This is a genomic window from Bradyrhizobium pachyrhizi (genome assembly GCF_001189245.1).
GTDB classification, from domain to species: domain Bacteria; phylum Pseudomonadota; class Alphaproteobacteria; order Rhizobiales; family Xanthobacteraceae; genus Bradyrhizobium; species Bradyrhizobium pachyrhizi.
Map to the genome: position 1 here is coordinate 29,591 of NZ_LFIQ01000076.1, position 26,995 is coordinate 56,585.

Below are 26,995 nucleotides of genomic sequence, written 5' to 3' on the forward strand. Positions count from 1 at the left end.
TAACCATAATTACGGCACCTTGACGGGACATGGGTGCCGATTGCCGGCGCCCGGCAAGGCACCCGGACAGATGGCGGTCGACCTCTTCAACGCGACGGCTTCGGCAGGTGTCGATTCCTCGCGCCTGAAGGTCGCGAGCTCGATCAAGCAGGCGGCCGCGACCACCGGCACGAGCTTCGAATACCTGCTCACGACCGCGAAGATGGAATCCAATTTCAATCCGCGGGCCGGCGCCACGACCTCGTCGGCGCATGGACTTTATCAATTCATCGACCAGACCTGGCTCGGCACCGTCAAGGAGGCCGGAAGCCAGCTCGGCTATGGCCAGTATGCCGACGCCATCACCAGGAATTCCGACGGCAGCTATTCGGTCAGCGATCCCTCGGCGCGCGCTGCGGTCATGAAGCTGCGCGACGATCCAGACGCGGCGTCCTCGATGGCGGCGGTGCTGACGCAGTCCAACAGCTTCAAGCTTACCGGCAAGCTCGGCCGCCGTCCGACCGATGCCGAACTCTACATGGCCCACTTCATGGGCGTCGGCGGCGCCGGCAAGCTGATCTCGAGCGCCGAGGACAGCCCGAGCGCCAATGCGGCCGCGATGTTTCCGAAGGCGGCGGCCGCCAACCAGTCGATCTTCTACGACAGGTCGGGCAGCGCGCGCAGCGTCAGTCAGGTCTATTCGGTGCTGACCACGCGGTACGCCGCGGCCGCAAACTCCAAGGACACGCGCACCGCCTTCGCGGCGGCGGGCGGCGACGCCATGTCGCCTTACGCGATCGCAAGCGCCGCGCCGACCACGGCGCTGACCATGGATACCGCGTCCTATCTCTCGACCTTCCCGGACTCCCGGTCGGCCGCGCCCGTCGCTGCGACCTCGGCTGTGGCATCGGCGCAGCCGGCGCCGACCTTCCGCTCGCTCTATCAGGCCGGCGACCGCTCGGAGCCGATCTCGCCGGCGGTGCAGGAGCTGTGGGGCAATTCCGCTTCGCTGACCGCGTCGGCGACGCCGAAGGTCCGCGCGCCCGGGCTGCTTGACCTGTTCAGCGATCCGAGCGGCACCTACAGCAACGGCTAGCGCTGCCTTGCTGCGCGCGCGAAGCCGCGCGTCGTTACGGCTTTAACGAAACGTCAATAATCCCAAACGTTTATGGTGAACCCTTTGTTAAGCGTCATGGTTTATTTTTCCTTGCAGTGGCGTCGTATGTCGATGCCGTTTCGTTGCGTAAGCCGGAAGGACCATGATCGTTCGGCAGTTTATTAGTTGGATTAGGACCGCTCCAGCAGGTGAGCGAGCAGAGGCAACACGGGCGTTGGCCCGGGCCTGGCTCATCTCGGATCTCACCGAGGACGACCGCATCGCAGCCGAAGGCGCGCTGTTGATGCTGCTCGACGACCCCTCGCCGCTGGTACGGCAGGCGATGGCCGAGGTGTTCGCGCGCAGCGCGGACGCGCCTGCCGCGATCGTGCAGGCGCTGTCGGCCGACCAGCCAGCGATCGCGCTGCCGGTGCTGGAGCATTCACCGCTCCTGATCGATGCCGACCTCGTCGACATCGTCGCCACCGGCTCCGACGAGATGCAGTGCGCGATCGCGCGCCGCATCAATCTGCCGGCCTCCGTCGCCGCCGCGATTGCCGAGGTCGGCTCGGCGGCCGCCGCGCTGGAGCTGATCGAAAATCCTTACGCCGGCCTCGCGCCGTTCTCCTGGGATCGCATCGTCGAACGCCACGGCCATCTCGCCGCCATCAGGGAATCGATGCTGCAGCTGGAAGACCTGCCGTCGGCAACGCGGCTGGCGCTGGTCGCAAAGCTCTCCGACACACTGGCGCAGTTCGTCGTCGCGCGAAACTGGCTCGGCAGCGAACGGGCCGACCGGATCGCCGGCGAGGCCAGGGAACGCTCCACGGTGAACATCGCCGCGCGCGCCTTCGGCGACGACATGCAGAACCTGATCACGCATCTGCGCGCCACCGGGCAATTGACGGCCGGGCTGATCCTGCGCGCGCTGCTGTCGGGCAATCTCGATCTGTTCGGGGCGGCGCTCGCCGAACTGTCCGGGCTGCCATATGGCCGCGTCTCCGCACTGTTGAACGACCGCGGCGGCAACGGCCTGCAGGCGCTGCTGCGCCGCGCCGGCCTGCCTGAATCCACCTACGCCGCGTTCCGCGTCGCGCTCGAGGCCAGCCACGAGGTCGGCTATGTCGACAGCGGTGACGGCGCGGCGCGGCTGCATCGCCGCATGGTGGAGCGGGTGCTGACGCATTGCGAGACCGATCATTCGGCGGCCGAGCCGCTTCTGATCCTGCTGCGCCGCTTCGCGACGGAATCGGCCCGCGAGGACGCGCGGATGTTCTGCGAGGAGATCGCCGCGGAAGACGCGATCGCGGTGCTGCCCTACGACGACGATCTCATCGCGGCCTGAAGGCCGCGTTTCCTTCCCATTGATGGATGCTTGAGTGGCTGCCGCAGTGCGAGCAGCCGGCCGCGCAGCTATTCGCCTGGCACGATGCTCGGAGCGAGGATCGCCTCGAGGTGCTCGGGACGGTCGCGGTTGGCGTGGGTCAGGAATTCATCGGCGATGCCGCGGAGCTGCTTGCTCAGCACGCCGGCGACGACCGCGGTGTCGAGCTTGGTGCGGTTGCGCACGATCGCCTGCACGGCGTTGATGTGGTGCGCAATCAGCTGCGGCGGCACGGCGCCGAGATCCGGCGCGTGCTCGATGATGCGGCACAGGCTCTCCGCGGCTGCGGCCGCCGACGGATAGCCGAATGTCGCAGCATCACCCTTGATGTCGTGCGCGGCGCGGAACAGCTCCTCGCGCGTCTTGTCGCTGAAGCCCTCGCGCAGCACGGTGGCGTGTGCGGCGGAGAGGCGGTCGGCTTCGATCGTCATCCACTCCTTGAACTCGCCCGACAGCCCGGCGAGCGCCTGTTCGGCGCGGCCGACCGGATCGTCGAGATCGCTCTCGGGGACGCGCAGCAGCATCTTGCGCAGCGGATTGGGTTGCGTGATGACGTGGTGCGTGCCGAAACTCTTGACCTCGATCGTCCCGGGTTTGTCTTTCGCCATGGCGATGTCCTAGATGGCCGAGCGCGCCTTTTCGAGCAGCGACGGCTGTTGCAGCACCTCGACCTCGCCGCTGCCGCGGCGTTCGGGGCCGATATAGGTGTTGGTGGTGTTCCGGCGGCGGTCGGGGCCGAAATAGGTCTTGGTCTTGATGAAGGGGCGCGGGTTGGCGACCACGTTCATGATGCGCTGGTAGAGGCCCTTGGCCGAGATCGGCTTGGCCAAGAATTCGGTGACGCCGGCATCGCGCGCCACCGTGACGCGGCGCTTCTCGGAATGCCCGGTCAGCATGATGATCGGCGCGTAGGGGTTGCCCTTGGATTCCGGCTGCCGGATCATCTGCGCAAGCTCGAGCCCGTCGAAGATCGGCATCGACCAGTCGGTGATCACGATGTCGGGCACGTAGTGCGTATACATCTCGAGCGCGGTGGCGCCGTCCTCGGCCTCATACACCTCGCGCGCGCCGAACGAATGCAGCAGCGTCCGCAGGATGCGGCGCATGTGCGGATTGTCGTCGCAAATCAAAAATCGCAGCTTGTTGAAGTCGATGCGATACATGGTCCGGCCCTGATAGGGCATACCGGGCCAATGCGGTATTACCCGACGTTAACCATATCCCGTCCGGGGTTAATGATTGGTTGCCGGGCAGGGGCAGGCGCCGTCAGTAGCCGAATTGCTCGCGCAGGATGCGTTCTTCCAGCGAGTGGCCGGGGTCGAACAGCATCCGCATCGCGATCGTCTTGTCGGACAGCACCTCGACCCGGCGGACGTCGCGGACCTCGTCATGGTCGGCGACCGCGGCGACCGGGCGCTTCTCGCCCTCGATCACCTCGATCACCACGAAGGCGGAATTCGGCAGCAGCGCGCCGCGCCAGCGCCGCGGCCGGAACGCGCTGATCGGGGTCAGCGCCAACAGCGCCGCGTTGATCGGCAGGATCGGCCCCTGGGCGGAGAGGTTGTAGGCGGTCGATCCGGCCGGCGTTGCCACCAGGATGCCGTCGGCCATTAGCTCGGGCATCCGCTCGTGCTCGTCGATCAGGATGCGCAGCTTGGCGACCTGGTAGGTCTGCCGGAACAACGCGACCTCGTTGATGGCGTGATGCAGATGCACGGCGCCGTGGATGTCGGTCGCGCGCATCAACAGCGGATTGATCAGCGACTCCCGCGCGGCGGCAAGCCGGGTGCGCAGATCATGCGTCGAATATTCGTTCATCAGGAAGCCGACCGTGCCGCGGTGCATGCCGTAGATCGGCTTGCCGCTGCGCATGTTGGCGTGCAGCGTCTGCAGCATCAAACCGTCGCCGCCGAGCGCGACAACGACGTCGGCATCCGCGGGTAGATGGTTGCCGTACATTTCCGTCAGCTGCTCGAGCGCCGACTGCGCTTCCACGCTCGCGCTGGCGACGAAGGCGATCTTGTCATACCGCTTGGAGCTGGCCATTCGCTCACGAACTCGTTTGGCACGGAACACGCCGCGCTCGTCTATACATCCCGGGCGGCCTTGTCGAGATGGTCCGGGAACGGACCGCATGCCACGCCGGCGCCGCCAAACTAGCGCAGTTTGCTGCTGGATTGCGTAAATCGGGGCGCAGGGAGTGAACGATATGGCTAACAGTCTTGCGACACGGCTCGCCGCGGCGTTGCTGGTGGCCTGCCTTGCGACCGCGGCGCGAGCCGACGATGACGTCCCGCAGCCATCGCCGTCGCCGAGCGCGCAGACCCCAGGCGGCCAGAACCCAAGCGGCCAGAACCCAGGTGGTCAGAACCCGAGCGGCCAGAAGGGGCGGGCAGGGCGCGGAGGCGAGGCCGGCGCCGGCACTGCTGCCAATGCGGCTGCCGCCGAACAGCACCGCCTGCCGCCGGACTCCACGACCAAGCAATCGGTCGCGCTGCCTTCCCGCACGCTGAACTTCAGCGCGACCGCGGGTTCGATCCGCGTGTTCGACGACAAGGGCGAGCCGCTCGCCGACATCGCCTATACGTCCTACCAGCTCGACGGCGCCGAGAAGGCGAACCGGCCGGTGACCTTCCTGTTCAACGGCGGTCCGGGCTCCGCGTCGGCCTGGCTGCAATTCGGCAATGTCGGGCCGTGGCGGCTGCCGTTCGACGGCGCGGTGTCCTCGGCCGCGCCCGAGCTGCAGGCCAATGCCGACACCTGGCTCGATTTCACCGATCTTGTCTTCATCGATCCGGTCGGCACCGGCTACAGCCGCTTCGTCACGACGTCGGAGGAGGCGCGCAAGCGCTTCTTCACCGTCGACGGCGACGCCAATTCGGTCGCGCTGGTGATCCGCCGCTGGCTGGAGAAATACGACCGGCTGACCTCGCCGAAATATCTCGTCGGCGAAAGCTATGGCGGCATTCGCGGGCCCAAGGTGGTGCGCAATCTGCAAATGCAGCAGGGCGTCGGCGTCCGCGGCCTGGTGCTGATCTCGCCGGTGCTCGATTTCCGCGAATATACCGGCTCCAGCCTCCTGCAATATGTCGCAAGCCTGCCGACCATGGCGGCGGTGGCGCGACAGACGAAGGGGCCGGTGACGCGCGAGGATCTCGCCGACGTCGAGAGCTACGCGCGCGGCGATTTCCTGCTCGACCTCGTCAAGGGTCAGGCCGACACCGAGGCCACCACGCGGCTCGCCGACAAGGTCGCAAGCCTGACCGGGATCGATCAGGCGGTGAGCCGCAGGCTCGCCGGCCGTTTCGACATCGGCGAATTCCGCCGCGAGTTCGATCGCAAGAACGGCAAGGTGACCGGCCGCTACGACGCCTCCATCGAGGGCTTCGATCCCTATCCGGATTCCAGCTATTTCCGTTTCAACGATCCGTCCGGCGATCCGCTGATGGCGCCCTTGACCAGTGCCGCCGTCGACCTCACCACGCGCAAGCTGAACTGGCGGCCGGACGGCTCCTATCACCTGCTCAGCGAAAGCGTGAACAAGGCCTGGGAGTTCGGTCACGGCATCAGTCCGGCGGAGTCGGTGACGCAGCTTCGCCAGGCGCTGGCGCTCGACCCCAACCTGAAACTCCTGGTCGGCCACGGCCTGTTCGATCTCGCCACGCCGTACTTCGCCTCGAAGATCATCCTCGATCAGTTGCCGGCCTTCGCGGGCCCGAGCCGCACCAGGCTCGCGGTCTATCCCGGCGGCCACATGTTCTACTCCCGCGACGGCTCGCGCCAGGCGTTCCGCAAGGAGGTCGAGGCGCTGATGAAGTGAGGGGGCGTGGCAGTTCGGATAAAGTCACCCGCGCCACGCCCGCAGCCGTCGTCCCTGCGAAAGCCGGGACTCATGCGCCGCGGCTCGTGTTGTGATCGGGACTCGTCGTCCCAACGTCGCGCAACAATCAACATTTGTGATTATGGGTCCCTGCTTTCGCAGGGACGACAGTGAGTTTGTTGGGATGCCCGGGGCAAATATTCTCGTCGTCCTGGCGAAAGCCAGGACGACATCGATTGTGTGGCACGGCCGACATCCACATTCGTCGTCCCGGCCCCCCGTGCGCAATTGCGCACTGGGCCGGGACGACGCTGAATTGTTGCGGCATTGGTGCCATGCACCCGCATTCTCGCGACATGATTCGCGCGAAACCGCTTAGCGCTCACGGCTCCACGGGAAGAGGGAGGCCGGGAAATCGGCCGCGTAGCGGTGACCGATCGGCGGGCGGGGCTCTTCTTGCGGAGGATTCCGGTCGGGCTCGACCACCTTCCTGTAAAGATGCCAGGTCGCATGACCAAGCACCGGCAGAACGACGCAGAGACCGACGAAGAATGGCAGTGAGCCCACCGCCAGCAATACCGCAACGATCAATCCCCACGCGGCCATCTCAATTGGATTCATCATCACGGCCCGTATCGAGGTGCGGATCGCATCGATCGCGGTCGCATGTCGGTCGAGCATCAGTGGAAATGAGACGACGCTGACGCACAGGGCAACCAGGGCGAAAAGGAAGCCGACGCCGCATCCGACGATGATGAGCGACCAGCCTTCGGGCGTCGTCAACACGCGCTTTGCGAAATCAGGGATGCTCGCAGCAGGCGCATAGCCGAACGTCATGATGTAGATCGCGTCCGCGGTGGCGATCCAGACCCCGAACAGAACGAGCAGGAGAACGCCAAGTTCGAACATGGCGCCGAACGACGGCGCGCGCAGCACCTGCATTGCATCCCAGGCTCCCGGCTCCTCTCCGCGTTCGCGTCGGCGGCTCAGTTCGTAGAGGCCGAGGCCGGCGAAAGGACCGATCAGGGCGAAGCCGGCGGCGAGCGGAAACAGCAGCGGCAGCACCGAATAGCCAAGCACAAGTCTGAACAAGACAAGTCCGAGGACGGGATACATCACGCACAGGACGATTGCGTGGGTCGGGATGGCCTTGAAGTCTTCCCAGCCGAGGCGAAGCGCGTCGCCCAGGTCGGAAAGGCTGATCTTGCGAACGACGAAGGCGGTAGAGACGCCAAACAATTGCAGTTTGGGTCGTGCGAACACCGTGGTCATGGCTCCGGTCTCCTTGCTTGTGGCCGCAGGGGAACGGAGCGCCATCAATACACGCACATCCGCCTCATGCGCGAAAATCGCGACTGAGTCCGGCAAATCAGATTCAACCAGAAGGAGCTTGCCGGACGACATCGGTCGCAACCGGTCCAGTAAAACTAGTCCGATGCGCGGCAGAAGCAAGGTGACGAATGCGGTCGGGAGAATTGTGCAGATGCACAAACGAGATCTTGCGATGCACCATGCGATAGGGGAGGACCGATCAGTGTTCGCGGCATCCAATGCATTCCCGCCAACACGTGCCCGACAGCGGCGGGCATTACTCCTCTATTGACGTCTGGCTCGATGGGTACCATGTTGATGCTTGACGCCCCCAGCTCCGATGAGGTTGCGGCCGTGACGTTGAGTTTTTGTCATGTCCCAGCATCGCGACCGGCAGAATGGGCGAGGCAAAAGCCACGGTGATGGTGAACGTGAGACCATCCCTCTGACGTGAGCTCCGCCCTTTCGTTCGTCTCCGCAGCCTTCAATGGCAAGGAGGAATGAGGGATGGTTGTAGCGATCTTACTGCTCCTGGTTGCCGTCGCCTCGGTGCTGTTCCACCTCTACAGCCCCTGGTGGTGGACCCCGATTGCCTCGAACTGGAGCTATATCGACCACACGATCAACCTGACATTCTGGATCACCGGAGCGGTGTTCTGCGCGGTGATCGCGTTCATGGCCTATTGCGTCCTGCGCTTTCACCACACCGAGGGACGGCGCGCCCACTACAATCCCGAGAACAAGAAGCTCGAATGGTGGCTCAGCATCGGCACCGCGATCGGCGTCGTCGCCATGCTGGCGCCGGGCCTCATCGTCTGGCACCAGTTCGTCACCGTTCCCGCCGACGCGACCGACGTCGAGGTCGTTGGACAACAGTGGATGTGGAGTTATCGGCTTCCGGGAAAGGACGGCCGGCTCGGCACGTCAGATGCGCGCCTGATCAGCTCCGACAATCCACTCGGGTTGAATCCCAATGATCCGAACGGGCAGGACGACATCGTCGTGCAAAACGAGGATCTGCATCTGCCGGTCGGGAAGCCGGTGAAGGTGCTGCTCCGCTCGATCGACGTCCTGCATGATTTCTACGTGCCCGAGTTCCGGGCGAAGATGGATATGATCCCTGGCTCGGTGACCTACTACTGGCTCACGCCGACCCGCACCGGAACCTTCGACGTCCTCTGCGCGGAGCTTTGCGGTGCCGCGCACGCACAGATGCGCAGCAAGGTCGTCGTGGAAGAAGAGAAGGAATATCACGCGTGGCTGGACAAGCAGCACACGTTCGCCGCCTTGTCCGGCCAGCGCAACGTCGCGAAGGCCGCGTACAAGACTGGCAGTGAATGAACATGCCGACGAGGATCGGCCGGATGTTCTGCCGGATATGAAGTGAACTCGTCGCTGAGCGGAAGACCAAGGAGGGTATTCCGATGGTCGATATCCCGTTTGATCAGGTCGCAGGCATTCCGCCCGCCGAAGTCGCTGAGGTCGAGCTCTATCATCCGCACAGCTGGTGGACGAGGTACGTCTTTTCGCAAGACGCCAAGGTGATCGCCGTCCAGTACTCGATCACGGCGATGTCGATCGGAATGGTTGCGCTGGTGCTGTCGTGGATGATGCGGCTGCAACTGGGATTTCCCGGCACGTTCTCCTTTATCGATGCCAATCAGTACCTTCAGTTCATCACCATGCACGGCATGATCATGGTGATCTACCTGCTCACGGCGTTGTTCCTTGGCGGCTTCGGCAACTACCTCATCCCGCTGATGGTTGGCGCGCGGGACATGGTGTTCCCCTACGTGAACATGCTGAGCTATTGGGTCTACCTGCTCGCCGTGCTGGTGCTGGCCGCGACGTTCTTCGTGCCGGGCGGGCCGACCGGCGCCGGTTGGACGCTCTATCCACCCCAGGCGATTCTCTCCGGTACCCCCGGGCAGGACTGGGGCATCGTTCTCATGCTGGCCTCGCTGATCCTGTTCATCATCGGCTTCACGATGGGCGGGCTCAATTACGTGGTAACAGTATTGCAGGCCCGCACACGCGGCATGACCTTGATGCGCATGCCCTTGACGGTGTGGGGCATCTTCACCGCCACCGTGATGGCGCTGCTGGCGTTCCCGGCGCTGTTCGTGGCCTCGGTCATGCTGCTGCTGGACCGCCTCCTTGGAACCAGCTTCTTCATGCCGACACTGGTCGAGATGGGCCAGCTGACCAAGTACGGCGGCGGCAGCCCGATCCTGTTCCAGCATTTGTTCTGGTTCTTCGGCCATCCCGAGGTTTACATCGTCGCGCTGCCGGCGTTCGGCATCATCTCGGATCTGATCAGTACGCACGCGCGCAAGAACATCTTCGGCTATCGCATGATGGTCTGGGCGATCGTGGCGATCGGGGCGCTGAGCTTCGTCGTGTGGGCGCACCACATGTACGTCAGCGGCATGCACCCGTATTTCGGGTTCTTCTTCGCCACCACGACGCTCATCATCGCGATCCCGACGGCGATCAAGGTCTACAACTGGGTGCTGACCCTTTGGCGCGGCGACATCCATCTCACGGTGCCGATGCTGTTTGCGCTCGGCTTCATCGTCACCTTCGTCAATGGCGGCCTGACCGGGCTGTTCCTCGGCAACGTTGTCGTCGACGTTCCGCTGTCCGATACGATGTTCGTCGTCGCGCACTTCCACATGGTGATGGGGATTGCGCCGATCATGGCCGTGTTCGGCGGAATCTATCATTGGTATCCGAAGGTCACCGGGCGGATGCTCAATGACGCGCTCGGACGCTTCCACTTCTGGGTGACGTTCATCGGGGCCTATGCGGTGTTCTTCCCGATGCACTATCTCGGCCTGCTCGGGATGCCGCGCCGCTATCACGACATCGGCGAGACCACCTTCGTCCCGGCATCCGCCCATGACCTCAATGCGTTCATGAGCGTGGCGGCGCTGATTGTCGGCTTCGCTCAGCTCGTCTTCCTGTTCAATCTGGTCTGGAGCCTGTTCAAAGGAAAAGAGGCGGGCGGCAATCCCTGGGGCGCCACCTCGCTGGAATGGCAGACGCCGGAGACCCCGCCGGGCCACGGCAACTGGGGCAAGGAGCTCCCCGTCGTCTATCGCTGGGCCTACGACTACAGCGTGCCCGGTGCCGCGAGGGACTTCATCCCGCAGAATGAACCGCCGGCCAAGGTGCTGGCCCAGGGAGCCCATCCGTGAGTGCCATCGTCCTGTTCATTGCTACGATTGCAGCGATCGCGGGGTGGTGGCTCTCGCAGCAACGGCTGGCCGCCAAGCCGTGGCTGGAGCAGGGCATTGCCGTCGATCTTCGCGGCGAGCGCGGCTCTTCGGTGCCGGCGGCGAAAATCGGCCTCGGTGTTTTCCTCGCGGTGGTCGGCTCGCTGTTCGCGCTCCTGATTAGCGCCTATTCGATGCGCACCACCATGGTGGACTGGCGCGAGCTGCCGCTGCCGAGGCTGGTGTGGTTCAACACCGGCGTCCTCGTCATCAGCAGCGTGGCGCTACAATGGGCGCTGACGGCCGCTCGCCACGACGACCATGACGGCCTGATCGCGGGCCTGTTGGTCGGCGGTGCATCGGCCGTGATGTTCCTGATCGGGCAGCTCGTGGTGTGGCAGCAGCTCAACATCGCCGGCTATGTCATGGCGTCGAATCCGGCCAATTCCTTCTTCTATCTGATCACCGCGCTCCATGGGCTGCACGTGACCGGCGGCCTGGTAGCGCTCGGCAGGGCGACCGTAAAGCTGTGGCGCGGTGCGCCGATGACGCAGATGCGCCTGAGCGTCGAGCTTTGTACCATCTACTGGCATTTTCTGTTGCTGGTGTGGCTGGTCCTGCTCGGTCTGCTGACGGGCTGGACCGACAATTTCGTCGACATCTGTCGCCAGTTGCTCACCTAGCGAGGCAGGAAGCGATGACCGAAACCACACTCGCAACCCCCAAGGCGCGGCCCGGAACGATACCCGGATTGCGAGGCATCGCCGCCGATTGGGCCTCCGACCAGCGCGCGTTCAAGAACGTGTCCTGGGGGAAGGCCATGATGTGGATCTTCCTTCTGAGCGACACCTTCATCTTCAGCTGCTTCCTGCTGTCGTACATGACGGCGCGAATGTCGACGACCGTGCCGTGGCCCAATCCCAGCGAGGTCTTCGCACTCAACATCGGCGGCCAGCACATCCCGCTCATCCTGATCGCGATCATGACCTTCATCCTGATCAGCAGCAGCGGGACGATGGCGATGGCCGTCAACTTCGGTTACCGCCGGGATCGCGTCAAAACGGCAGCCTTGATGCTGGCCACCGCGGCATTCGGCGCGACGTTCGTCGGAATGCAGGCCTTCGAATGGACCAAGCTGATCATGGAGGGCGTGCGGCCCTGGGGCAACCCGTGGGGCGCACCGCAATTCGGCGCTTGCTTCTTCATGATCACCGGCTTCCACGGCACCCACGTGACCATCGGTGTGATCTTCCTGATCGCTATCGCGCGAAAGGTCTTGCGGGGAGACTTCGACGTCGAGCGGCGCGGCTTTTTCACGAGCCGCAAGGGCTACTACGAGATCGTCGAAATCATGGGTCTGTACTGGCATTTCGTCGATCTGGTCTGGGTGTTCATCTTTGCCTTCTTTTATCTCTGGTGAGGTCGCGCATGACAGAAGCAGCGGTACATGTGGAAGGGCAGGCAGCACAGCATGCGCTACACAGCTATGTGCATGGTGCGGTGGCATCGGGCGCCGCGCATGCGGAGGGCCAGCAGCACCCGATCAAGCTCTATCTGGTGGTCTGGGGATGGCTGTTCGTGCTCAGCACCTGCTCCTATCTCGTCGACTATTTCGGTATCCACGGCCACCTGCGATGGTCGCTGATCCTGCTGTTCATGGTGCTGAAGGCCGGGCTGATCGTCGCTGTGTTCATGCACATGGCCTGGGAGCGGTTGGCGTTGGCCTACGCCATCCTGTTGCCGCCGGTGCTGGTGCTGGTTTTTGTCGGGATCATGATGTTCGAATCCGACTATACGCATCTGCTTCGGGTCATGTTCTTCGCGTCAGCAAGCTAAGAACGGGACGGCCATGACCGCGTGGGTCATGCCGGATAAGGCAAGGTGTCCCGAAGGCGGAGGACACGCCACATCGTCCGGAACCCTGCGAAGCAGGCCTTCAACCGATGGCATTTTCGAACCGACGAGGAATTAGTCTCGTGCAAATCAATCGTTCAATTCTTCGCCGGAGCTATGCCAACATCGGAGACTATGTCGCGCTGACGAAACCGCGCGTGATGTCGCTGGTCGTCTTTACCGCACTGGTCGGTCTTATGGTCGCACCCGGCGGCATCGATCCCTTCACCGGGTTCGCTGCTCTTCTTTGCATAGCCGCGGGAGCCGGCGCCGCAGGTGCGCTCAATATGTGGTACGACGCCGACATCGATGCGGTGATGGCGCGTACCGCCATCCGTCCAATTCCCAGCGGCCGCGTATCGCGCCCGGAAGCATTGGTCTTCGGATTGATGCTCGGCACGTGCGCCGTCCTGGCCCTCGGAACCTTGCTGAACATGGCCGCCGCCGCGCTGCTTGCTTTCACAATCTTCTTCTACGTCGTCGTTTACACGATGTGGCTCAAACGCCGAACGCCGCAGAATATCGTCATTGGCGGGGCCGCCGGTGCGCTCCCTCCGGTGATTGGCTGGGTTGCGGTCACAGGACATGTCGGGCTCGAGCCGCTTATCCTGTTTCTGATCATCTTCCTTTGGACGCCACCCCATTTCTGGGCACTGTCGCTCAATCTTGCTGGAGAATATGCCCGTGCCGGTGTGCCGATGTTGCCGGTCGTGGCTGGCAGGACCGAAACAAAGCGCCAGATTCTTCTGTATTGCGCGCTCTTGATTCCGATCTCACTGCTGCCTTGTGCGCTGGGGTTCGCGGGAGCCGCCTATGGCGCGGCGGCGGCGACGCTGGGAGCGATCATGATTTTTCTCGCATGGCAGTTGCGCCGGAGCGACGACAAGGAAAGGCGGCCTGCTCGTCGCTTGTTTGTGTTTTCGATGCTCTATCTGGTCCTGCTTTTCGGGGGGCTGCTGATGAGTGCTGCTCCCTACGCTCAGTCCCACTGACTGAACGCATTCGAATCGACAGCCCGCAGGACAATATTCGGAAAAAGCGAGTATTGTTGCCGAGCGGGCCTGCGCCGTTGGGCAACTCAGTGATTGAATTTCGCGAAGCACCTGCCAGGGACGCCCCTAGCGCTCGTCCCGCATATATGGACTTCGCTGGGAGACGAGTCTCAAGTCTTGATCTGCCGACATCGTCTGGAGCCCGTGCATATGTGGCCCGGTCGCCGGGTTGCCCAACAGGATCCAGGCGATAGCGCCCGTGGCCAGCATTCCGCCGCAAATAACCAAAAGGTCCCGCCTCATCGCGCGTCCTCCGCATGCGGTCATTTCCAAGCATAAATCAGGCCAATCCATTCGGGCACGGAGAGGTGCGGCGCACAGGATAGCGTTGGACAAGCAGGACAGGCTCGCCCTAAGCTTCGCCCATTGCAGCAACCAGGCGCGGTTCAAGAATGGACTGGTCCTACTATCTCGGGGGCACTGCTATTGTCCTGCTCCTTCTTGCCTATCGGCTGCATGGCGGGCTGTTTAGGAAGAATTCACTGCGGGACGAGAAGCTAAATCGACTGATTGATGAACGCATCGGACGCTTGGACCTGAAGCGCCGCAACGATTGAACCGCCCTGAGGCGGCACCTCGAGGCCAACGCAACGCCACTCTCCGGAATCACCCTTACGGCGACGGCAGAGCTACCTTGGTCTCCCGAGATGACCATCTCGGCAGATGATACTTTTTTGTGGTTTGAAAAGAGATATTTGAGCAATCGTATGAAAGTCTGGGTCTATACCGACACAAGCAAGCCCGTTGGCGAGCCGGAGCATCTGAAGATTTTCGCGACCAATGACGCCGCGCAGTCGTGGTTCAAGCGAAACGTACCGGAGGGCGTCGCATTTGCTTACGAGATTATTCTGGGGCCACGTTACCTGGCCAAGACGCTCCTCGTGCTGTCCGTGCTGCTTCTTGGCATCGCCGATCTCTACACCACCAACACGATCCTGAATCTCGGCCTCGGCGAGTTGAACCCGTTCATGCATGTCGCTCAGACATGGCTCGGCCCCTGGTGGCTGATCCCGAAGCTCGGTTTGACCTATTTCATGATGTGGCTGCTTTGGCGCAGCAACAACCCTTACAATATCGCGATCGTGGCGGCGTTTTGCTGCACGCCCGTACTCAATAATCTTCTCATCATAGCAAGCACGAAGTAGGGCGCGTCATAGCCGGCACGAGGTCGCCGCGAGAGCGCCGGGTAGGCTTGACCGGTGGCTTACATTTTCCTCACCTGCAGCTTATTCTGCGATTTCCGGCCAGCCCAAGGCGCTACCCAATTATCGGGGGCTCTTATCCAGGGGGATTCGCATCTTGCGCTATCTCTTCGAGGATTACGCGTTCGACCTTGACCGGCGCGAGTTGTATCGCGGGGCGGACGTCGTCCGCATCGCACCGCAGGTGTTCGATCTGCTCGATTATCTGATCCGCAACAGGGAGCGCGTCGTCAGCAAGGACGACCTCATCAATGCCGTTTGGAACGGGCGCAGCGTTTCGGATGCGGCACTGACGACCCGGCTGAATGTCGCCCGAAGCGCAATCGGCGATACCGGGGAGGAGCAGCGGCTGATCAAGACGTTGCCACGCAAGGGATTCCGTTTCGTCGGACAGGTGCAGGAGGCGCGAGAGGTTGCAGGTCCGGATCCGGGCGATGCGCCCGAGAGCGCCCCTGCGGTACCCGACAAGCCCTCCATCGCCGTGCTGCCGTTCGCGAACATGTCCGGCGATCCCGAGCAGGAGTACTTCGCGGACGGGATGGTTGAGGAGATCACGACCGCGCTTTCGCGGTTCAAATGGTTGTTCGTGATCGCGCGCAATTCGAGCTTCACCTTTAAGGGCAAGGCCGTCGACATCAAGGAAGTCGGGCGCCGGCTTGGCGTGCGCTATGTCCTTCAGGGGGCAGTGCGCAACGCGTCGGGGAAGGTCCGCATCACCGGCCAGTTGATTGAAGCGGCTACGGGCGCACACATCTGGGCGGACAAGTTCGAGCGTGACATGACGGATATTTTCGCGTTGCAGGACGAAGTCACGGCCGCCGTTGTCTCAGCCATTCAGCCAAAGCTGTTTCAAGCAGAAATTGCGATGGCAACGCGGCGGCGACCGGAAGACCTCACCGCATATGATTTCTATCTGCGGGCTATACAGCAGGTGCGGCCAGCGACCCGCGAAGGGTTGGCCAAGGCGGTCCGACTGGTCCAGCGGGCCTTGGAGCTTGACCCTGGGTTTGCCGAGGCCGCTGTCCTGGCAGGAGCCTCTCACACGGAAAACGTGGTTAGGGGCTATGCTATCGATCCTCAATTCGACCGCAAGGAAGCCATTCGGCTGATGCGCTTGGCATTGAGCCTCGACGATGGTGATCCAAGCACGTTGGCAAGTGCTGCCTTGACCTCGGCACTTTTGGTCGGCGATCGTGAGACTGAGATCGAGATGTCCGACCAGGCGGTTAAGCTCAACCCGAATTCATATCGCGCGTGGAACTGCAGAGGCTGGGTCTACAAGATTGCGGGGCAGCCAGAGGAAGCGATCCGGAGTTTTGAACGTGCGATGCGCATGAGCCCGGTAGACCCGCAACTATACACGGCGTTTACCGGGATGGGATTTGCCCTTATCGAGCTTCGTCGCTTTGACGAGGCCATCATTGCAGGGAAGAAAGCCCTCCGTCAGAACCCTTCCTATCCAGGGCCATACCGCTGCCTCGCATCCGCTTTCGCCCATCTCGGACGGGACGCTGAAGCCCGTGAGGCGGCGGCTCGCATGCTTGAGATCGATCCTGCGTTCACGATATCGGCGTGGATCGCCCGGAGCCAGCTATCGAAAACGGCGAAGCTGATGATCGAGGGTTTTCGGAAAGCGGGATTGACCGAGTGAGCCGTGCTCGTCTGCATCGACAGGCTGATCTATAGGGCGCGCATTCGCGAGAGCCGAATGTTCGTGACCCAACCAGTGGTGCCTCCGCCAGGGCAGGCGCGAGACATCACTGGCGCAACATCGGCTCGCCCGCTGCGGCGATTACCGGCAGTAGTCCCAGAACCCCTGCGTCCGGGACGGATCGGTATAGTACCAGCACATGCCGGGTGCCGGCGCGGCACCGGCCCACGCCGCAGCCGTTGCCGCCGACACGACCCCGATGGCAGCGCCGGCCGCGATTGCGCCGCCCCTTGGCCAGTAATACCGGCCCGGACGCGCCCATCCGCCACCTCCTACCACCGTTCGGCCGCGAACCGCGACGTTGCCGCGCGGCCCGACGACGGCGGTGCGGCCGCGATAGGCGCCACCGCGCGGCCCAACGGCCGCGCCGCCACGGTGAACGACGGCACCTCCGCGGGGACCGACCGCTGCGCCGCCACGGCGGCCGGCCGCGCGGACTGCAACGACGTCGGATGACTGCGCGACGTGATTACCGATCGGCATCGCGCCGAGCAGCGTTGCGGACGCCGATTCAAGCGGCATCGTCGCAATGATCGAGGCGGTCAGGATGGACGCTGCAAGCATCGTAGTACGCTTCAAGTCAAGCATCAGTGTATCTCCTGCTAAATTCGGCTACGTCCACCGATCGATCCGGTGGGCGCGGCACTGTCCCCCGTCGATCAGCCCGCTGCTGGACTCGATGCCGTCCGAGTTCGAAAAGACGAGACTGCCCGAGAGATGACCGCTGGACATCTGGGGCGCGTCAAGGCGCGCGCCGCGAACGGCGTCGCTTAGATCTTCAATTCTCGAGCTGGGAAGGCGCGTCCAAACCTCGGCAGGCAGCATGTCGCGCCTCACTTGAACGGAAGCCGCCCGGCATCGGCGCGACGGCCTCATTGCACATTCTCATCCTACGCGCTCCGTCGCGATGTCACAACCTTGGCCAGTCGCGTTGAGCGGTTTGGCCGCGGCGATCTGTCTCACCCGTACGTCTCCACGATGAAGTCGATCAGCGCGCGCAGCTTCGGTGTCATCTTGCGGTGCTTCGGCCACAGGATCTGGCGTGCGCGGGTCTGCGTCGTGTAGTTTGGCAGCAGGACCTGCAGCCGCCCCGCGGCGATATCGTCGGCCAGCAGCTCGTCGCGCATCAGCACGATGCCGGCGCCCGCCAGCGCCGCATAGCGGATGCCGAACGCGCTGTTGATGAAGAGGCGGCTCGCGACATCGACATGCACTTCGCCCTCCGGCCCCGAGAATGTCCATCGCTGCCCGTCCGACCAGCCCGGGTAGCGCAGGCATTCATGGCGGGCGAGATCTGCCGGATGGGTCGGCGTGCCGCGTTCGGCGAGATAGCTCGGCGCTGCGCAAACCACGCCGGTATAGGGCGACAGCGAGCGCGACATCATGGTGGAGTCGGTCAGCGTGCCGACCCGGATCGCTGCATCCAGCCCTTCCTCGAGCAGATCGACCATCCTGTCGCTGAGGATGAGGTCGACCGAGACTTCCGGATATTTCTTCATGAAGCGGACCAGCGCGGGCGCCAGGCTATACGACCCGAAGGCGACCGAGGTCGCGACCCGGAGCTTGCCGCGCGGCGCGCTCAGGGCCTCCTCGACCAGCGCGTCGCCGGCCTCGGCCTGTTCAAGCAATTGCTTGCAGTGATCGAGATAGCTGCGGCCGAGCTCGGTGAGGCCCTGCCGTCGGGTCGACCGGTTGATCAATTGCGAGCCGAGCCGGTCCTCGAGAAAGCGGATATGCTTGCCGATCATGGTCGGCGACATCCGCAACTCCTTGGCGGCGGCGGTGAAGGAGCCGAGATCGGCGACGCGGGCGAACACGGACATGCTGGTCAGTCGGTCCATGATTATAAACCAATGGTTATTTCACTGCGGATGAAAGCGCCACTTATAGGGCGTGGGAACTGCATTTATTACCATGAGTGAGCAATTGGCGCGATCCTGCGCCATGCCCTTGGAATCTGGCCCGGACGCGCCCGGAGGGGCGTCGTCCGCGCACGTCTCGAACCAGGACAGGAGTGTCACGATGCCCTTCCAGATCACGATCAATGGGACCAGTCATTCGGTCGATGCCGACGGCGACACGCCGCTGCTCTGGGTGTTGCGCGACGTGCTGGGCATGACCGGCACCAAGTTCGGCTGCGGCATGGCGCTGTGCGGCGCCTGCACGGTGCATCTCGACGACACCGCGGTGCGCTCCTGCATCACGACCATCGACAGCATCGGCGACTCCAAGATCACGACCATCGAGGCGGTCGGCAAAACGCCGGCGGGCAAGAAGATCCAGGACGCCTGGCTCGCGCATGAGGTGCCGCAATGCGGCTACTGCCAGTCGGGGCAGATCATGTCGGCGTCCGCGCTGCTCGCGGGCAAGGCGAAGCCGACCGATGCCGATATCGACGAAGCGATGTCAGGCAATATCTGCCGCTGCGGCACCTATGTGCGCATTCGCGAAGCCATCAAGCAAGCCGCGCAGTCGGGAGGTTGAGCCATGACGCTGATCGACAATCTGTCCGAGCGCGCCGCCGACCTGTCGCGGCGCAACTTCCTCCGCGCCGGCGCGATCGCGGGCGGCGGCCTGCTGCTCAGCGTGAGCCTGCCGTTCGCGAGCCGCGAGAGCGAGGCGGCGGCCTCCGACGGCTTCGCGCCGAACGCCTTTGTCCGGATCGGCGGCGACGGCAAGGTCGTGCTGACCATGCCTTATGTCGAGATGGGGCAGGGCACCTACACCTCGATCCCGATGCTGATCGCCGAAGAGCTAGAGATCGGCCTGACGCAGGTCCGGCTCGAACACGCGCCGCCGAGTGACAAGCTCTACGCCAACCCGCTGCTCGGCGTGCAGGCCACCGGCAATTCGAACGCAATGCGCGGCGCCTGGCAGCCGATGCGCAAGGCCGGCGCCACCGCGAAAGCGATGCTGGTCGCGGCCGCGGCGAAGCGCTGGAACGTCGAGCCTGGGACATGCCGCGCCGAGAACGGCGAGGTGCATCATGCAGCCTCGGGACGCAAGCTGGGTTACGGCGAACTGGCGACTGACGCGGCGCAGATGCCGGTGCCGGAGAATGTCACGCTGAAGAGCCCGTCCGAGTTCAAGCTGATCGGCACGCCGGCCAAGCGGCTCGATACGCCCTCCAAGATCAACGGCACGGCGGTCTACGGCATCGACGCGCGGCCGCCCGGGGTGAAGGTCGCGACGCTGGCGCAGTCGCCGGTGTTCGGCGGGCGGGTGAAGCGCGTCGATGATGCGGCGGCAAAAGCCGTCAAGGGCGTGCGCCAGATCGTGACGCTCGACGACGCAGTCGCGGTGGTGGCCGACCACATGGGGGCGGCGAAGAAGGGTCTGGCGGCGCTCACGATCGAGTGGGACGAGGGCCCTCACGCGAAGCTCGCCACATCGGATATCGCGCGCGAGCTCGAAGCCGCCACCACGAAGCCGGGCGCGGTCGCGCAAAATATCGGCGACGCCGACAAGGCGATGGCGGGCGCAGCGACGAAAGTCGAGGCGACCTATCAACTGCCGTTCCTCGCCCATGCGACGATGGAGCCGATGAACTGCACCGTGCACGTGCGTTCCGACAGTTGCGAGATCTGGGTCGGCAGCCAGGCGCTCTCGCGTGCGCAGGCGGTGGCCGCAAAGGTGCTGAACATGCCGCCGGAGAAGGTGGTGGTGCACAATCATCTGCTCGGCGGCGGCTTCGGCCGCAGGCTCGAGGTCGATGGTGTCATTCGCGCGGTGCAGATCGCCAAGCAGGTCGATGCACCGGTCAAGGTGGTGTGGACCCGCGAGGAGGACATCCAGCACGACATGTACCGGCCCTACTGGTGCGACCGGATTGCGGTCGGCCTCGATGCATCCGGCAAGCCGGTCGCCTGGAACAACCGCTTCGCCGGCTCGTCGGTGCTGGCGCGATGGGCGCCGCCGGCGTTCCGCAACGGGCTCGACCCCGACACGACCGAGGGCGCGATCGATCTCGTCTACGACATCCCCAACTTCCACGTCGAATATGTCCGGGTCGAGCCGCCGGGCATTCCGACCGCGTTCTGGCGCAGCGTCGGGCCCTCGCACAACGTGTTCGTCACCGAAAGCGTGATCGACGAGCTGGCGGCGGCGGCGAAGCAGGATCCGGTCGACTACCGCCGCGCGCTGCTCGGCAAGTCGCCGCGCGCCAAGGCGGCGCTCGAGCTCGCGGCGGCCAAGGCCGGCTGGGGCGGCAAGCTGCCGGCCGGGCGCGGACGCGGCGTGTCGCTGCAATTCGTGTTCGGCAGCTACCTCGCGCAGGTCGCCGAGGTTGAGGTCGCCAAGGACGGTTCGGTCCGTGTCCACCGCGTCGTCTGCGCGATGGATTGCGGCATCGTGGTCAATCCCGACACGGTGCAGGCGCAGCTGCAGAGCGGCATCAACTTCGGCGTCACCGCGGCGCTCTACGGCGAGATCACGCTCAAGGATGGCCGCGTCGAGCAGAGCAATTTCGACAGCTACCAGATGCTGCGCATCGATCAGGCGCCGGCGATCGAGGTCCATATCGTGCCGAGCAGCGAGCCGCCCGGCGGCATGGGCGAGACCGGAACCTCGGGCATCGTGCCGGCGATCAGCAACGCGATCTTCGCGGCGACCGGCAAGCGGCTGCGCAAGATGCCGGTCGATCCGGCGCTGTTGAAGCAGACCTAGGGGCGAGTGAGAGCTCCCCCGGGTGCTGGCGCGATCGTGAAGCCGGACGGATTTGCGCCGTGCGCTGATCCGTGCGAGAAGCGGGCATGCATCTGAGGCGGCTCGCCAATCCCTGGATTCTGCTGCTCGTCGCGGTCGGGCTGTTGCTCGCGCCCGTGGCGCCGGCATTTGCCCGGACGATGCCGGATGCCTCGGCCGCTGCGATGCAGGCGATGCCGGACGATCACGCCATGTCTGGACAGGCGATGTCCGAGCAGGCGACGGCCGACGACATGCCGTGCTGTCCGGAGCAGGGCAAGAGCAAGGGCTGCGACGACTGCCCGTTCCTCGCGCTCTGCATGTTGAGCGTTTCGCTGCCGGTGCCCGCCGGCGCCATGTCGCTGATCGAGCGCGATCCGCTGCGCAGCCGGATCGCTGCCCATGACGACCGTCTGCTCGACGGCCTTGGCGCCAAACCTCCCGATCATCCGCCTCGAACCAACGTCTGACGGGCGCGCCAGCGCCTGATCGCTGACGCGTGCGCCAATGGCGCGCGTGCCTTTGCATGCCGCTCACGCGGTTCATCAGACGTATCGAGGATCATAACGATGAAGACTTTCCACCTGGCGCGCGCCACTGCCGCCGCGCTGATCGGCGTTGCCGTGACGGGCATGTCTGCCCACGCCGAGATCAAGAACTACGAATTCCAGCTCGTGCAGCCGACCGTCAAGGCGGGTGCCGATCGCATCGTCACGGTGCGGCTGGTCGACAAGACGAGCGGGAAAGCCGTGCCCGACGCGGTCATCTTCTCGACCCGGCTCGACATGGCGCCCGACGGCATGCAGGAGATGGCTACCAAGGTGACGCCGATACCGGGCACCGAACGGGGCACCTACCGGTTCAAGGCGACCTTCGGCATGGCCGGCCGCTGGCAATTGTCGCTCGGCGCCAAGGTGCAGGGCGAGACCGGCGCGGTCGAGAACAAGCTCGTCGTCACGGCCGAGCAATGAGCCGCCGGGCAATGGGCGCCTTGACATGGGCCGGCGCTGCCGCTGCGATCGCGGCGGCGGCAGGCGCCGCATGGATCGGCCGCAACCTGCCGCCGCGGCCAGTGACCGCTGCCATCGTCTCCGCCGCGCGGGCGGCGGAGACTGCTGCGCCGATCTACTACCGCGATCCCGACGGCAAGTCGTTCTATTCGGCGACACCGAAGAAGACGCCTGACGGGCGCGACTATCTGCCGGTGTTTGCCGATGACGAGGGAGGTGCCGGCGGGCCCGGGCAATCGGCAGACGTGAGCGCGCCTGCCGCGAAAGGCGAGCGCAAGGTCAAATATTATCGCAATCCCATGGGACTTCCCGACACCTCGCCGGTGCCGAAGAAGGACTCCATGGGGATGGATTACATCGCCGTCTATGACGGCGATGATAGCGACGACGGCTCGATCACGCTGTCGCCCGGCAGGATCCAGCGCAGCGGCGTCAAGTCCGAACCCGCGCAGATGCGCCGCATCCGTACGCTGGTCCGCGCACCCGGCACGATCCAGCTCGACGAACGGCGGGTGTCGGTGATTGCAATGCGCGCCGAGAGCTACGTGCAGAAAGTCGCCGACGTCACGACCGGCAGCCGGGTGACCAAGGGCCAGCCGTTGATGGAGATCTACAGCCCGGCAATATCGTCCGCTGCGGCCGAATATGTCGCGACCATCACGTCGAAGGCGACTGCCAACATCGAGCCCTACGGACGCGGCTCCAAGCAGCGGCTGACCAATCTCGACGTTCCCGAACCGGTTATCGTCGAGATGGAGAAGAGCCGAACGGTTCCGATCGCGATCCAGTGGCTGTCACCGCGCGACGGCATCGTGCTGCAGCGCGCCGCCATCGAGGGCATGCGCGCGCAGCCCGGCGACGTGCTGTTCCGGATTGCCGACGTCTCTGTCGTGTGGGCATTGGTCGACGTTGCCGAGCGCGATCTCGGCAATATCGTGGTCGGGCAGAACGTGACCGTACGCGCGCGCAGCTATCCCGGCCGCGGTTTCGTCGGCCGGATCAGCGTGATCTATCCGCAGGTCAACAAGGAGACGCGCACCGCGCGGGTGCGGATCGAATTGCAGAATGCCGACCTCGCGCTGCTGCCGGACATGTATGTCGACGCGGAGATCGACACCGGCGGCGCGGCGTCGGTACTTACGGTAGCTGATAATTCCATCCTCGACACCGGAAGCCGCCAGAGCGTGCTGATCGACCGCGGCAACGGGCGGTTCGAGCCGCGCGAGGTCAAGCTCGGGCGGCGCGGCGAGGGCTATGTCGAAATCCGCGACGGCATCGCCGAGGGCGATGCGGTCGTGACCTCCGCGACGTTTCTGATCGATGCCGAAAGCAATTTGAAGGCGGCGATCAAGGGTTTTGCCGAGGCCGGTGCTGCGCAGGCGGGCGAGGGCGACAAGACGGGGGAGCGGCGATGATTGCCCGTGTCATCGCCTGGTCGGCGCGCAACCTGCTGCTGGTGCTGTTCGGCACCGGCTTTGCGGCAGCCGCGGGCCTTTACGCGCTGCTGCATCTGCCGCTCGATGCGATCCCCGATCTCTCCGACACCCAGGTCATCGTCTACACCGAATATCCCGGCCAGGCGCCGCAGGTGATCGAGGACCAGGTCACCTATCCCCTGACCACGGCGATGCTGACGGTGCCGAAGTCGAAGGTCGTGCGCGGCTTCTCGTTCTTCGGCGTCTCCTTCGTCTATGTCATCTTCGAGGACGGCACGGATATCTACTGGGCGCGCTCGCGCGTGCTCGAATTCCTCAATGGTGCGGCGTCGCGGCTGCCTGCCGGTGTCTCGCCGACCATCGGGCCCGATGCGACCGGGATCGGCTGGGTCTACCAGTATGCCGTGATGTCGAAAGAGCTGAACCTTGCGGACACCCGCACGATCCAGGACTGGAACCTGAAATTCGCGCTTGCGCGGGCGGAAGGCGTGGCCGAGGTCGCGAGCGTCGGCGGCTTCGTCAAGCAGTACAATGTGATCCTCGATCCGCAGCGGATGCGCGACCGCGGCATCACCATGCAACGGATGCGCGATGCAATTCGCGCCAGCAACGCCGATGTCGGCGGCCGCACCGTCGAGCTCTCCGAGTTCGAATATGTCATTCGCGGCAAGGGCTATCTGAAGGACATCAACGATCTCGGCAACATCGTGCTGAAGACCGACAGCGGCACGCCGGTGCTGCTGCGCGATGTCGCCCGCGTCGAGCTCGGCCCCGACGAGCGGCGCGGCATCGCTGAACTGAACGGCGAGGGCGAGGTGGCGAGCGGCATCGTGCTGCAACGCTTCGGCGTCAACGCGCTCGACGTGATCGAGAACGTCAAGAAGCGTTTCAAGGAGATCGCGACCAGCCTGCCGAAGTCGGTCGAGATCATGCCGGTCTACGACCGCTCCAATCTGATCTATGCGGCGATCGACACGCTGAAGCGCACGCTGCTGGAGGAGAGCGCGGTGGTCGCGCTGGTCTGCATCCTGTTCCTGCTGCATGTCCGCAGCGCGCTGGTCGCGATCCTGATGCTGCCGGTCGGCGTCTTGATGGCGTTCGGCGCGATGAAGCTGCTCGGCATCGGCTCCAACATCATGAGCCTCGGCGGCATCGCGATCGCGATCGGTGCCATGATCGATGCGGCGATCGTGATGATCGAGAACGCGCACAAGCACCTGGAACGCGCCGAGCCCGGCCGGTCGCGGGTCGCGATCCTGATCGAGGCCGCGGCAGAAGTGGGGCCGGCGCTGTTCTTCAGCCTGCTCATCATCACCGTGTCCTTCATGCCGATCTTCACGCTGGAATCGCAGGAGGGGCGGCTGTTCTCGCCGCTCGCCTTCACCAAGACGTTCGCGATGGCGGCGGCGGCGCTGTTGTCGGTGACGCTGGTGCCGGCGCTGATGATGATCTTCGTCCGTGGCAGGATCGTCCCCGAGCACAAAAATCCGATCAATCGCTTTCTGATCTGGATCTACCGTCCGGTCATCAACGGCGTGTTGCGGGCGAAGACGCTGGTGATCCTGCTGGCGCTCGGCGCCGTCGCCGTCTCGATCTGGCCGGCGCGGCAGCTCGGCACCGAGTTCATGCCCGACCTCAACGAGGGTACGCTGCTCTACATGCCGACCACGCTGCCGGGGATTTCGGTGACCAAGGCGGCAGAGCTGCTGCAGATGCAGGACCGCATCATCCGCAGCTTTCCGGAGGTCGCTTCGGTCTACGGCAAGGCCGGCCGCGCCGCGACCGCAACCGATCCGGCGCCGTCGGAGATGTTCGAGACCGTCATCAATCTGAAGCCGAAAGCGCAATGGCGCGCCGGCCTCACGCTCGACCGCCTGATCGCGGAGATGGACAAGGCGCTGCAATTTCCCGGCGTCTCCAACGCCTGGACCATGCCGATCAAGGCGCGCATCGACATGCTCTCGACAGGGATCAGGACGCCGGTCGGCGTCAAGGTGATCGGTCCCGATCTCGCCGTGATCGACAAGCTCGCCCGACAGGTCGAGCAGGTGGTGCGGGGCGTGCCCGGCACCTCGTCGGCCTATGCCGAGCGCAGCGTCGGCGGCTACTACCTCGAGATCACGCCGAACCGTGAGGCCTTGTCGCGCTACGGCATCGCGGTGCAGGACGTGCAGGACACCATCGCGACCGCGCTCGGCGGCCAGAGCGTGACGACGACGGTCGAGGGACGCCAGCGCTTCACCGTCAACATGCGCTATCCGCGCGATTTGCGCGACAATCCGGGCGCGATTGCCAGCGACATCCTGGTGCCGATGCCGGCGGGCGGCGCGGTGCCGCTCGGCGAGGTCGCCGACATCAAACCGGCGCGCGGGCCGACCACGATCCGGACCGAGAACGGGCAACTCGCGACCTACATCTATGTCGACATCCGCGATCGCGATCTCGGCGGCTATGTCGCGGACGCGCAGCGCGCGGTGCAGGCCGGCGTGCAGTTTCCGCCCGGAACCTACGTGGTCTGGAGCGGGCAGTACGAATATCTGGAACGCGCCGCCGCGCGGCTCAGGATCGTGGTGCCGGTGACGCTGTCGATCATCTTCCTGCTGCTCTACCTCAATTTCCGCTCGGTGGCGGAGACGATGATCGTGATGCTGTCGCTGCCGTTCGCGCTGGTCGGCGGTTTCTGGCTGATGTGGGCGCTCGGCTTCAACCTGTCGGTTGCGGTCGCGGTCGGCTTCATCGCGCTCGCCGGCGTCGCCGCCGAGACCGGCGTCGTGATGCTGATGTATCTCAACCAGGCGCTGGGCGAGATCACGGCGCGCCGCGCCGCCGAGGGACGCACGATCGATCGTGACGATCTCAATCGCGCGATCATCGCGGGCGCGGTCGAGCGCGTCCGGCCTAAGATGATGACGGTGGTCGCGATCATGGCCGGGCTGTTGCCGATCATGTGGAGCACCGGCACCGGCTCGGAGATCATGCAGCGCATCGCGGTGCCGATGATCGGCGGCATGATCTCGTCGACCTTGCTGACGCTGATCGTGATTCCCGCGATCTTCGCCGTCGTGAAGGGCATCAAGATAAAAGCGGAAGTGTCGGTACGCGAAGTTGCTTCCTGTGCCGCACGCCGTGAGGCAAGGATGTGATGGAAACATGACGTCTGTTCGTGGAGTCAAACCGGATTGAATGATACCCCAAGGGGG

General features: G+C 64.3%; 24 protein-coding genes. 18 read left to right on the plus strand and 6 right to left on the minus strand.

Going from position 1 to position 26,995, the window contains the following annotated elements:
- The first annotated feature begins 70 nt into the window (after nt 1–70).
- Nucleotides 71–1,075 carry a transglycosylase SLT domain-containing protein gene (locus tag AKL29_RS15215; protein ID WP_152977614.1) on the plus strand — a complete coding sequence of 335 codons (1,005 nt, stop codon included), beginning with the start codon at nt 71–73 and terminating at the stop codon, nt 1,073–1,075.
- A 163-nt stretch (nt 1,076–1,238) separates the two neighbouring features.
- Nucleotides 1,239–2,420 (plus strand): DUF2336 domain-containing protein, encoded by a 1,182-nt coding sequence (locus AKL29_RS15220; protein WP_050384755.1) that lies wholly within the window; start codon nt 1,239–1,241, stop codon nt 2,418–2,420.
- 68 nt (nt 2,421–2,488) lie between these two features.
- Here AKL29_RS15220 and AKL29_RS15225 read toward each other — a convergent pair whose 3' ends face one another.
- The 3 genes from AKL29_RS15225 to AKL29_RS15235 all read right to left on the minus strand — a co-directional run bounded on the left by AKL29_RS15225 (nt 2,489) and on the right by AKL29_RS15235 (nt 4,505).
- The gene (locus AKL29_RS15225) at nt 2,489–3,067 is read right to left on the minus strand and encodes an Hpt domain-containing protein (RefSeq protein ID WP_050384756.1); all 579 of its coding nucleotides are present in this window, start codon (nt 3,065–3,067) and stop codon (nt 2,489–2,491) included.
- Between the two features lie 9 nt (nt 3,068–3,076).
- Nucleotides 3,077–3,622, minus strand: a complete 546-nt coding sequence (locus tag AKL29_RS15230; protein ID WP_028336173.1) for a response regulator — start codon at nt 3,620–3,622, stop codon at nt 3,077–3,079.
- Nucleotides 3,623–3,725: 103 nt separating this feature from the next.
- A complete protein-coding gene (locus tag AKL29_RS15235) occupies nt 3,726–4,505 on the minus strand; it encodes an NAD kinase (protein ID WP_028336174.1) in 780 nt (259 codons plus the stop codon).
- A 163-nt stretch (nt 4,506–4,668) separates the two neighbouring features.
- Here AKL29_RS15235 and AKL29_RS15240 point away from each other — a divergent pair, with 163 nt between their 5' ends.
- Nucleotides 4,669–6,279, plus strand: coding sequence for a S10 family peptidase (locus AKL29_RS15240; protein WP_050384757.1), 1,611 nt, complete (start codon nt 4,669–4,671; stop codon nt 6,277–6,279).
- Nucleotides 6,280–6,654: 375 nt separating this feature from the next.
- Here the strand turns inward: AKL29_RS15240 and AKL29_RS15245 are convergent, their stop codons facing one another.
- On the minus strand, nt 6,655–7,551 hold the full coding sequence (locus tag AKL29_RS15245) for a DUF2189 domain-containing protein (protein WP_028342674.1): 897 nt from the start codon (nt 7,549–7,551) through the stop codon (nt 6,655–6,657).
- A 546-nt stretch (nt 7,552–8,097) separates the two neighbouring features.
- Here AKL29_RS15245 and coxB point away from each other — a divergent pair.
- The 9 genes from coxB to AKL29_RS15285 all read left to right on the plus strand — a co-directional run bounded on the left by coxB (nt 8,098) and on the right by AKL29_RS15285 (nt 16,606).
- A complete protein-coding gene (coxB, locus tag AKL29_RS15250) occupies nt 8,098–8,931 on the plus strand; it encodes a cytochrome c oxidase subunit II (RefSeq protein ID WP_028335336.1) in 834 nt (277 codons plus the stop codon).
- 83 nt (nt 8,932–9,014) lie between these two features.
- The gene (gene ctaD / locus AKL29_RS15255; protein WP_028335337.1) at nt 9,015–10,790 is read left to right on the plus strand and encodes a cytochrome c oxidase subunit I; all 1,776 of its coding nucleotides are present in this window, start codon (nt 9,015–9,017) and stop codon (nt 10,788–10,790) included.
- A complete protein-coding gene (locus AKL29_RS15260; protein WP_050384758.1) occupies nt 10,787–11,491 on the plus strand; it encodes a cytochrome c oxidase subunit 3 in 705 nt (234 codons plus the stop codon). The genes ctaD and AKL29_RS15260 overlap by 4 nt, the downstream gene beginning before the upstream one ends.
- A gap of 14 nt (nt 11,492–11,505) precedes the next feature.
- A complete protein-coding gene (locus AKL29_RS15265) occupies nt 11,506–12,228 on the plus strand; it encodes a heme-copper oxidase subunit III family protein (RefSeq protein WP_050384759.1) in 723 nt (240 codons plus the stop codon).
- Nucleotides 12,229–12,236: 8 nt separating this feature from the next.
- Nucleotides 12,237–12,644, plus strand: a complete 408-nt coding sequence (locus AKL29_RS15270) for a cytochrome C oxidase subunit IV family protein (RefSeq protein ID WP_050384760.1) — start codon at nt 12,237–12,239, stop codon at nt 12,642–12,644.
- Nucleotides 12,645–12,784: 140 nt separating this feature from the next.
- Nucleotides 12,785–13,693, plus strand: a complete 909-nt coding sequence (locus tag AKL29_RS15275; protein WP_050384761.1) for a heme o synthase — start codon at nt 12,785–12,787, stop codon at nt 13,691–13,693.
- A gap of 452 nt (nt 13,694–14,145) precedes the next feature.
- Nucleotides 14,146–14,310: a hypothetical protein gene (locus tag AKL29_RS43345; protein ID WP_167350399.1), complete on the plus strand. Its 165-nt coding sequence runs from the start codon at nt 14,146–14,148 to the stop codon at nt 14,308–14,310.
- Nucleotides 14,311–14,460: 150 nt separating this feature from the next.
- Nucleotides 14,461–14,898: a DUF5658 family protein gene (locus AKL29_RS15280; protein WP_028335342.1), complete on the plus strand. Its 438-nt coding sequence runs from the start codon at nt 14,461–14,463 to the stop codon at nt 14,896–14,898.
- Nucleotides 14,899–15,052: 154 nt separating this feature from the next.
- Nucleotides 15,053–16,606, plus strand: coding sequence for a winged helix-turn-helix domain-containing tetratricopeptide repeat protein (locus AKL29_RS15285; RefSeq protein ID WP_050384762.1), 1,554 nt, complete (start codon nt 15,053–15,055; stop codon nt 16,604–16,606).
- A 141-nt stretch (nt 16,607–16,747) separates the two neighbouring features.
- Here AKL29_RS15285 and AKL29_RS44875 read toward each other — a convergent pair whose 3' ends face one another.
- Both AKL29_RS44875 and AKL29_RS15300 read right to left on the minus strand, forming a co-directional pair.
- On the minus strand, nt 16,748–17,254 hold the full coding sequence (locus tag AKL29_RS44875; protein ID WP_244482053.1) for a hypothetical protein: 507 nt from the start codon (nt 17,252–17,254) through the stop codon (nt 16,748–16,750).
- A gap of 371 nt (nt 17,255–17,625) precedes the next feature.
- Complete coding sequence (locus AKL29_RS15300) at nt 17,626–18,507, minus strand: LysR substrate-binding domain-containing protein (RefSeq protein ID WP_028335346.1); 882 nt, start codon at nt 18,505–18,507, stop codon at nt 17,626–17,628.
- Nucleotides 18,508–18,688: 181 nt separating this feature from the next.
- Here AKL29_RS15300 and AKL29_RS15305 point away from each other — a divergent pair, with 181 nt between their 5' ends.
- The 6 genes from AKL29_RS15305 to AKL29_RS15330 all read left to right on the plus strand — a co-directional run bounded on the left by AKL29_RS15305 (nt 18,689) and on the right by AKL29_RS15330 (nt 26,938).
- Nucleotides 18,689–19,150 carry a (2Fe-2S)-binding protein gene (locus AKL29_RS15305; RefSeq protein ID WP_028335347.1) on the plus strand — a complete coding sequence of 154 codons (462 nt, stop codon included), beginning with the start codon at nt 18,689–18,691 and terminating at the stop codon, nt 19,148–19,150.
- A 3-nt stretch (nt 19,151–19,153) separates the two neighbouring features.
- Complete coding sequence (locus tag AKL29_RS15310; protein WP_050384764.1) at nt 19,154–21,331, plus strand: xanthine dehydrogenase family protein molybdopterin-binding subunit; 2,178 nt, start codon at nt 19,154–19,156, stop codon at nt 21,329–21,331.
- Between the two features lie 86 nt (nt 21,332–21,417).
- Nucleotides 21,418–21,819 (plus strand): hypothetical protein, encoded by a 402-nt coding sequence (locus AKL29_RS15315; RefSeq protein WP_050384765.1) that lies wholly within the window; start codon nt 21,418–21,420, stop codon nt 21,817–21,819.
- 99 nt (nt 21,820–21,918) lie between these two features.
- The gene (locus AKL29_RS15320) at nt 21,919–22,320 is read left to right on the plus strand and encodes a FixH family protein (RefSeq protein WP_050384766.1); all 402 of its coding nucleotides are present in this window, start codon (nt 21,919–21,921) and stop codon (nt 22,318–22,320) included.
- An 11-nt stretch (nt 22,321–22,331) separates the two neighbouring features.
- Nucleotides 22,332–23,774, plus strand: coding sequence for an efflux RND transporter periplasmic adaptor subunit (locus AKL29_RS15325; protein WP_050384767.1), 1,443 nt, complete (start codon nt 22,332–22,334; stop codon nt 23,772–23,774).
- On the plus strand, nt 23,771–26,938 hold the full coding sequence (locus tag AKL29_RS15330; RefSeq protein WP_050384768.1) for an efflux RND transporter permease subunit: 3,168 nt from the start codon (nt 23,771–23,773) through the stop codon (nt 26,936–26,938). Before AKL29_RS15325 ends, AKL29_RS15330 begins: the two co-directional genes overlap by 4 nt.
- The last annotated feature ends 57 nt before the right edge of the window (nt 26,939–26,995 follow it).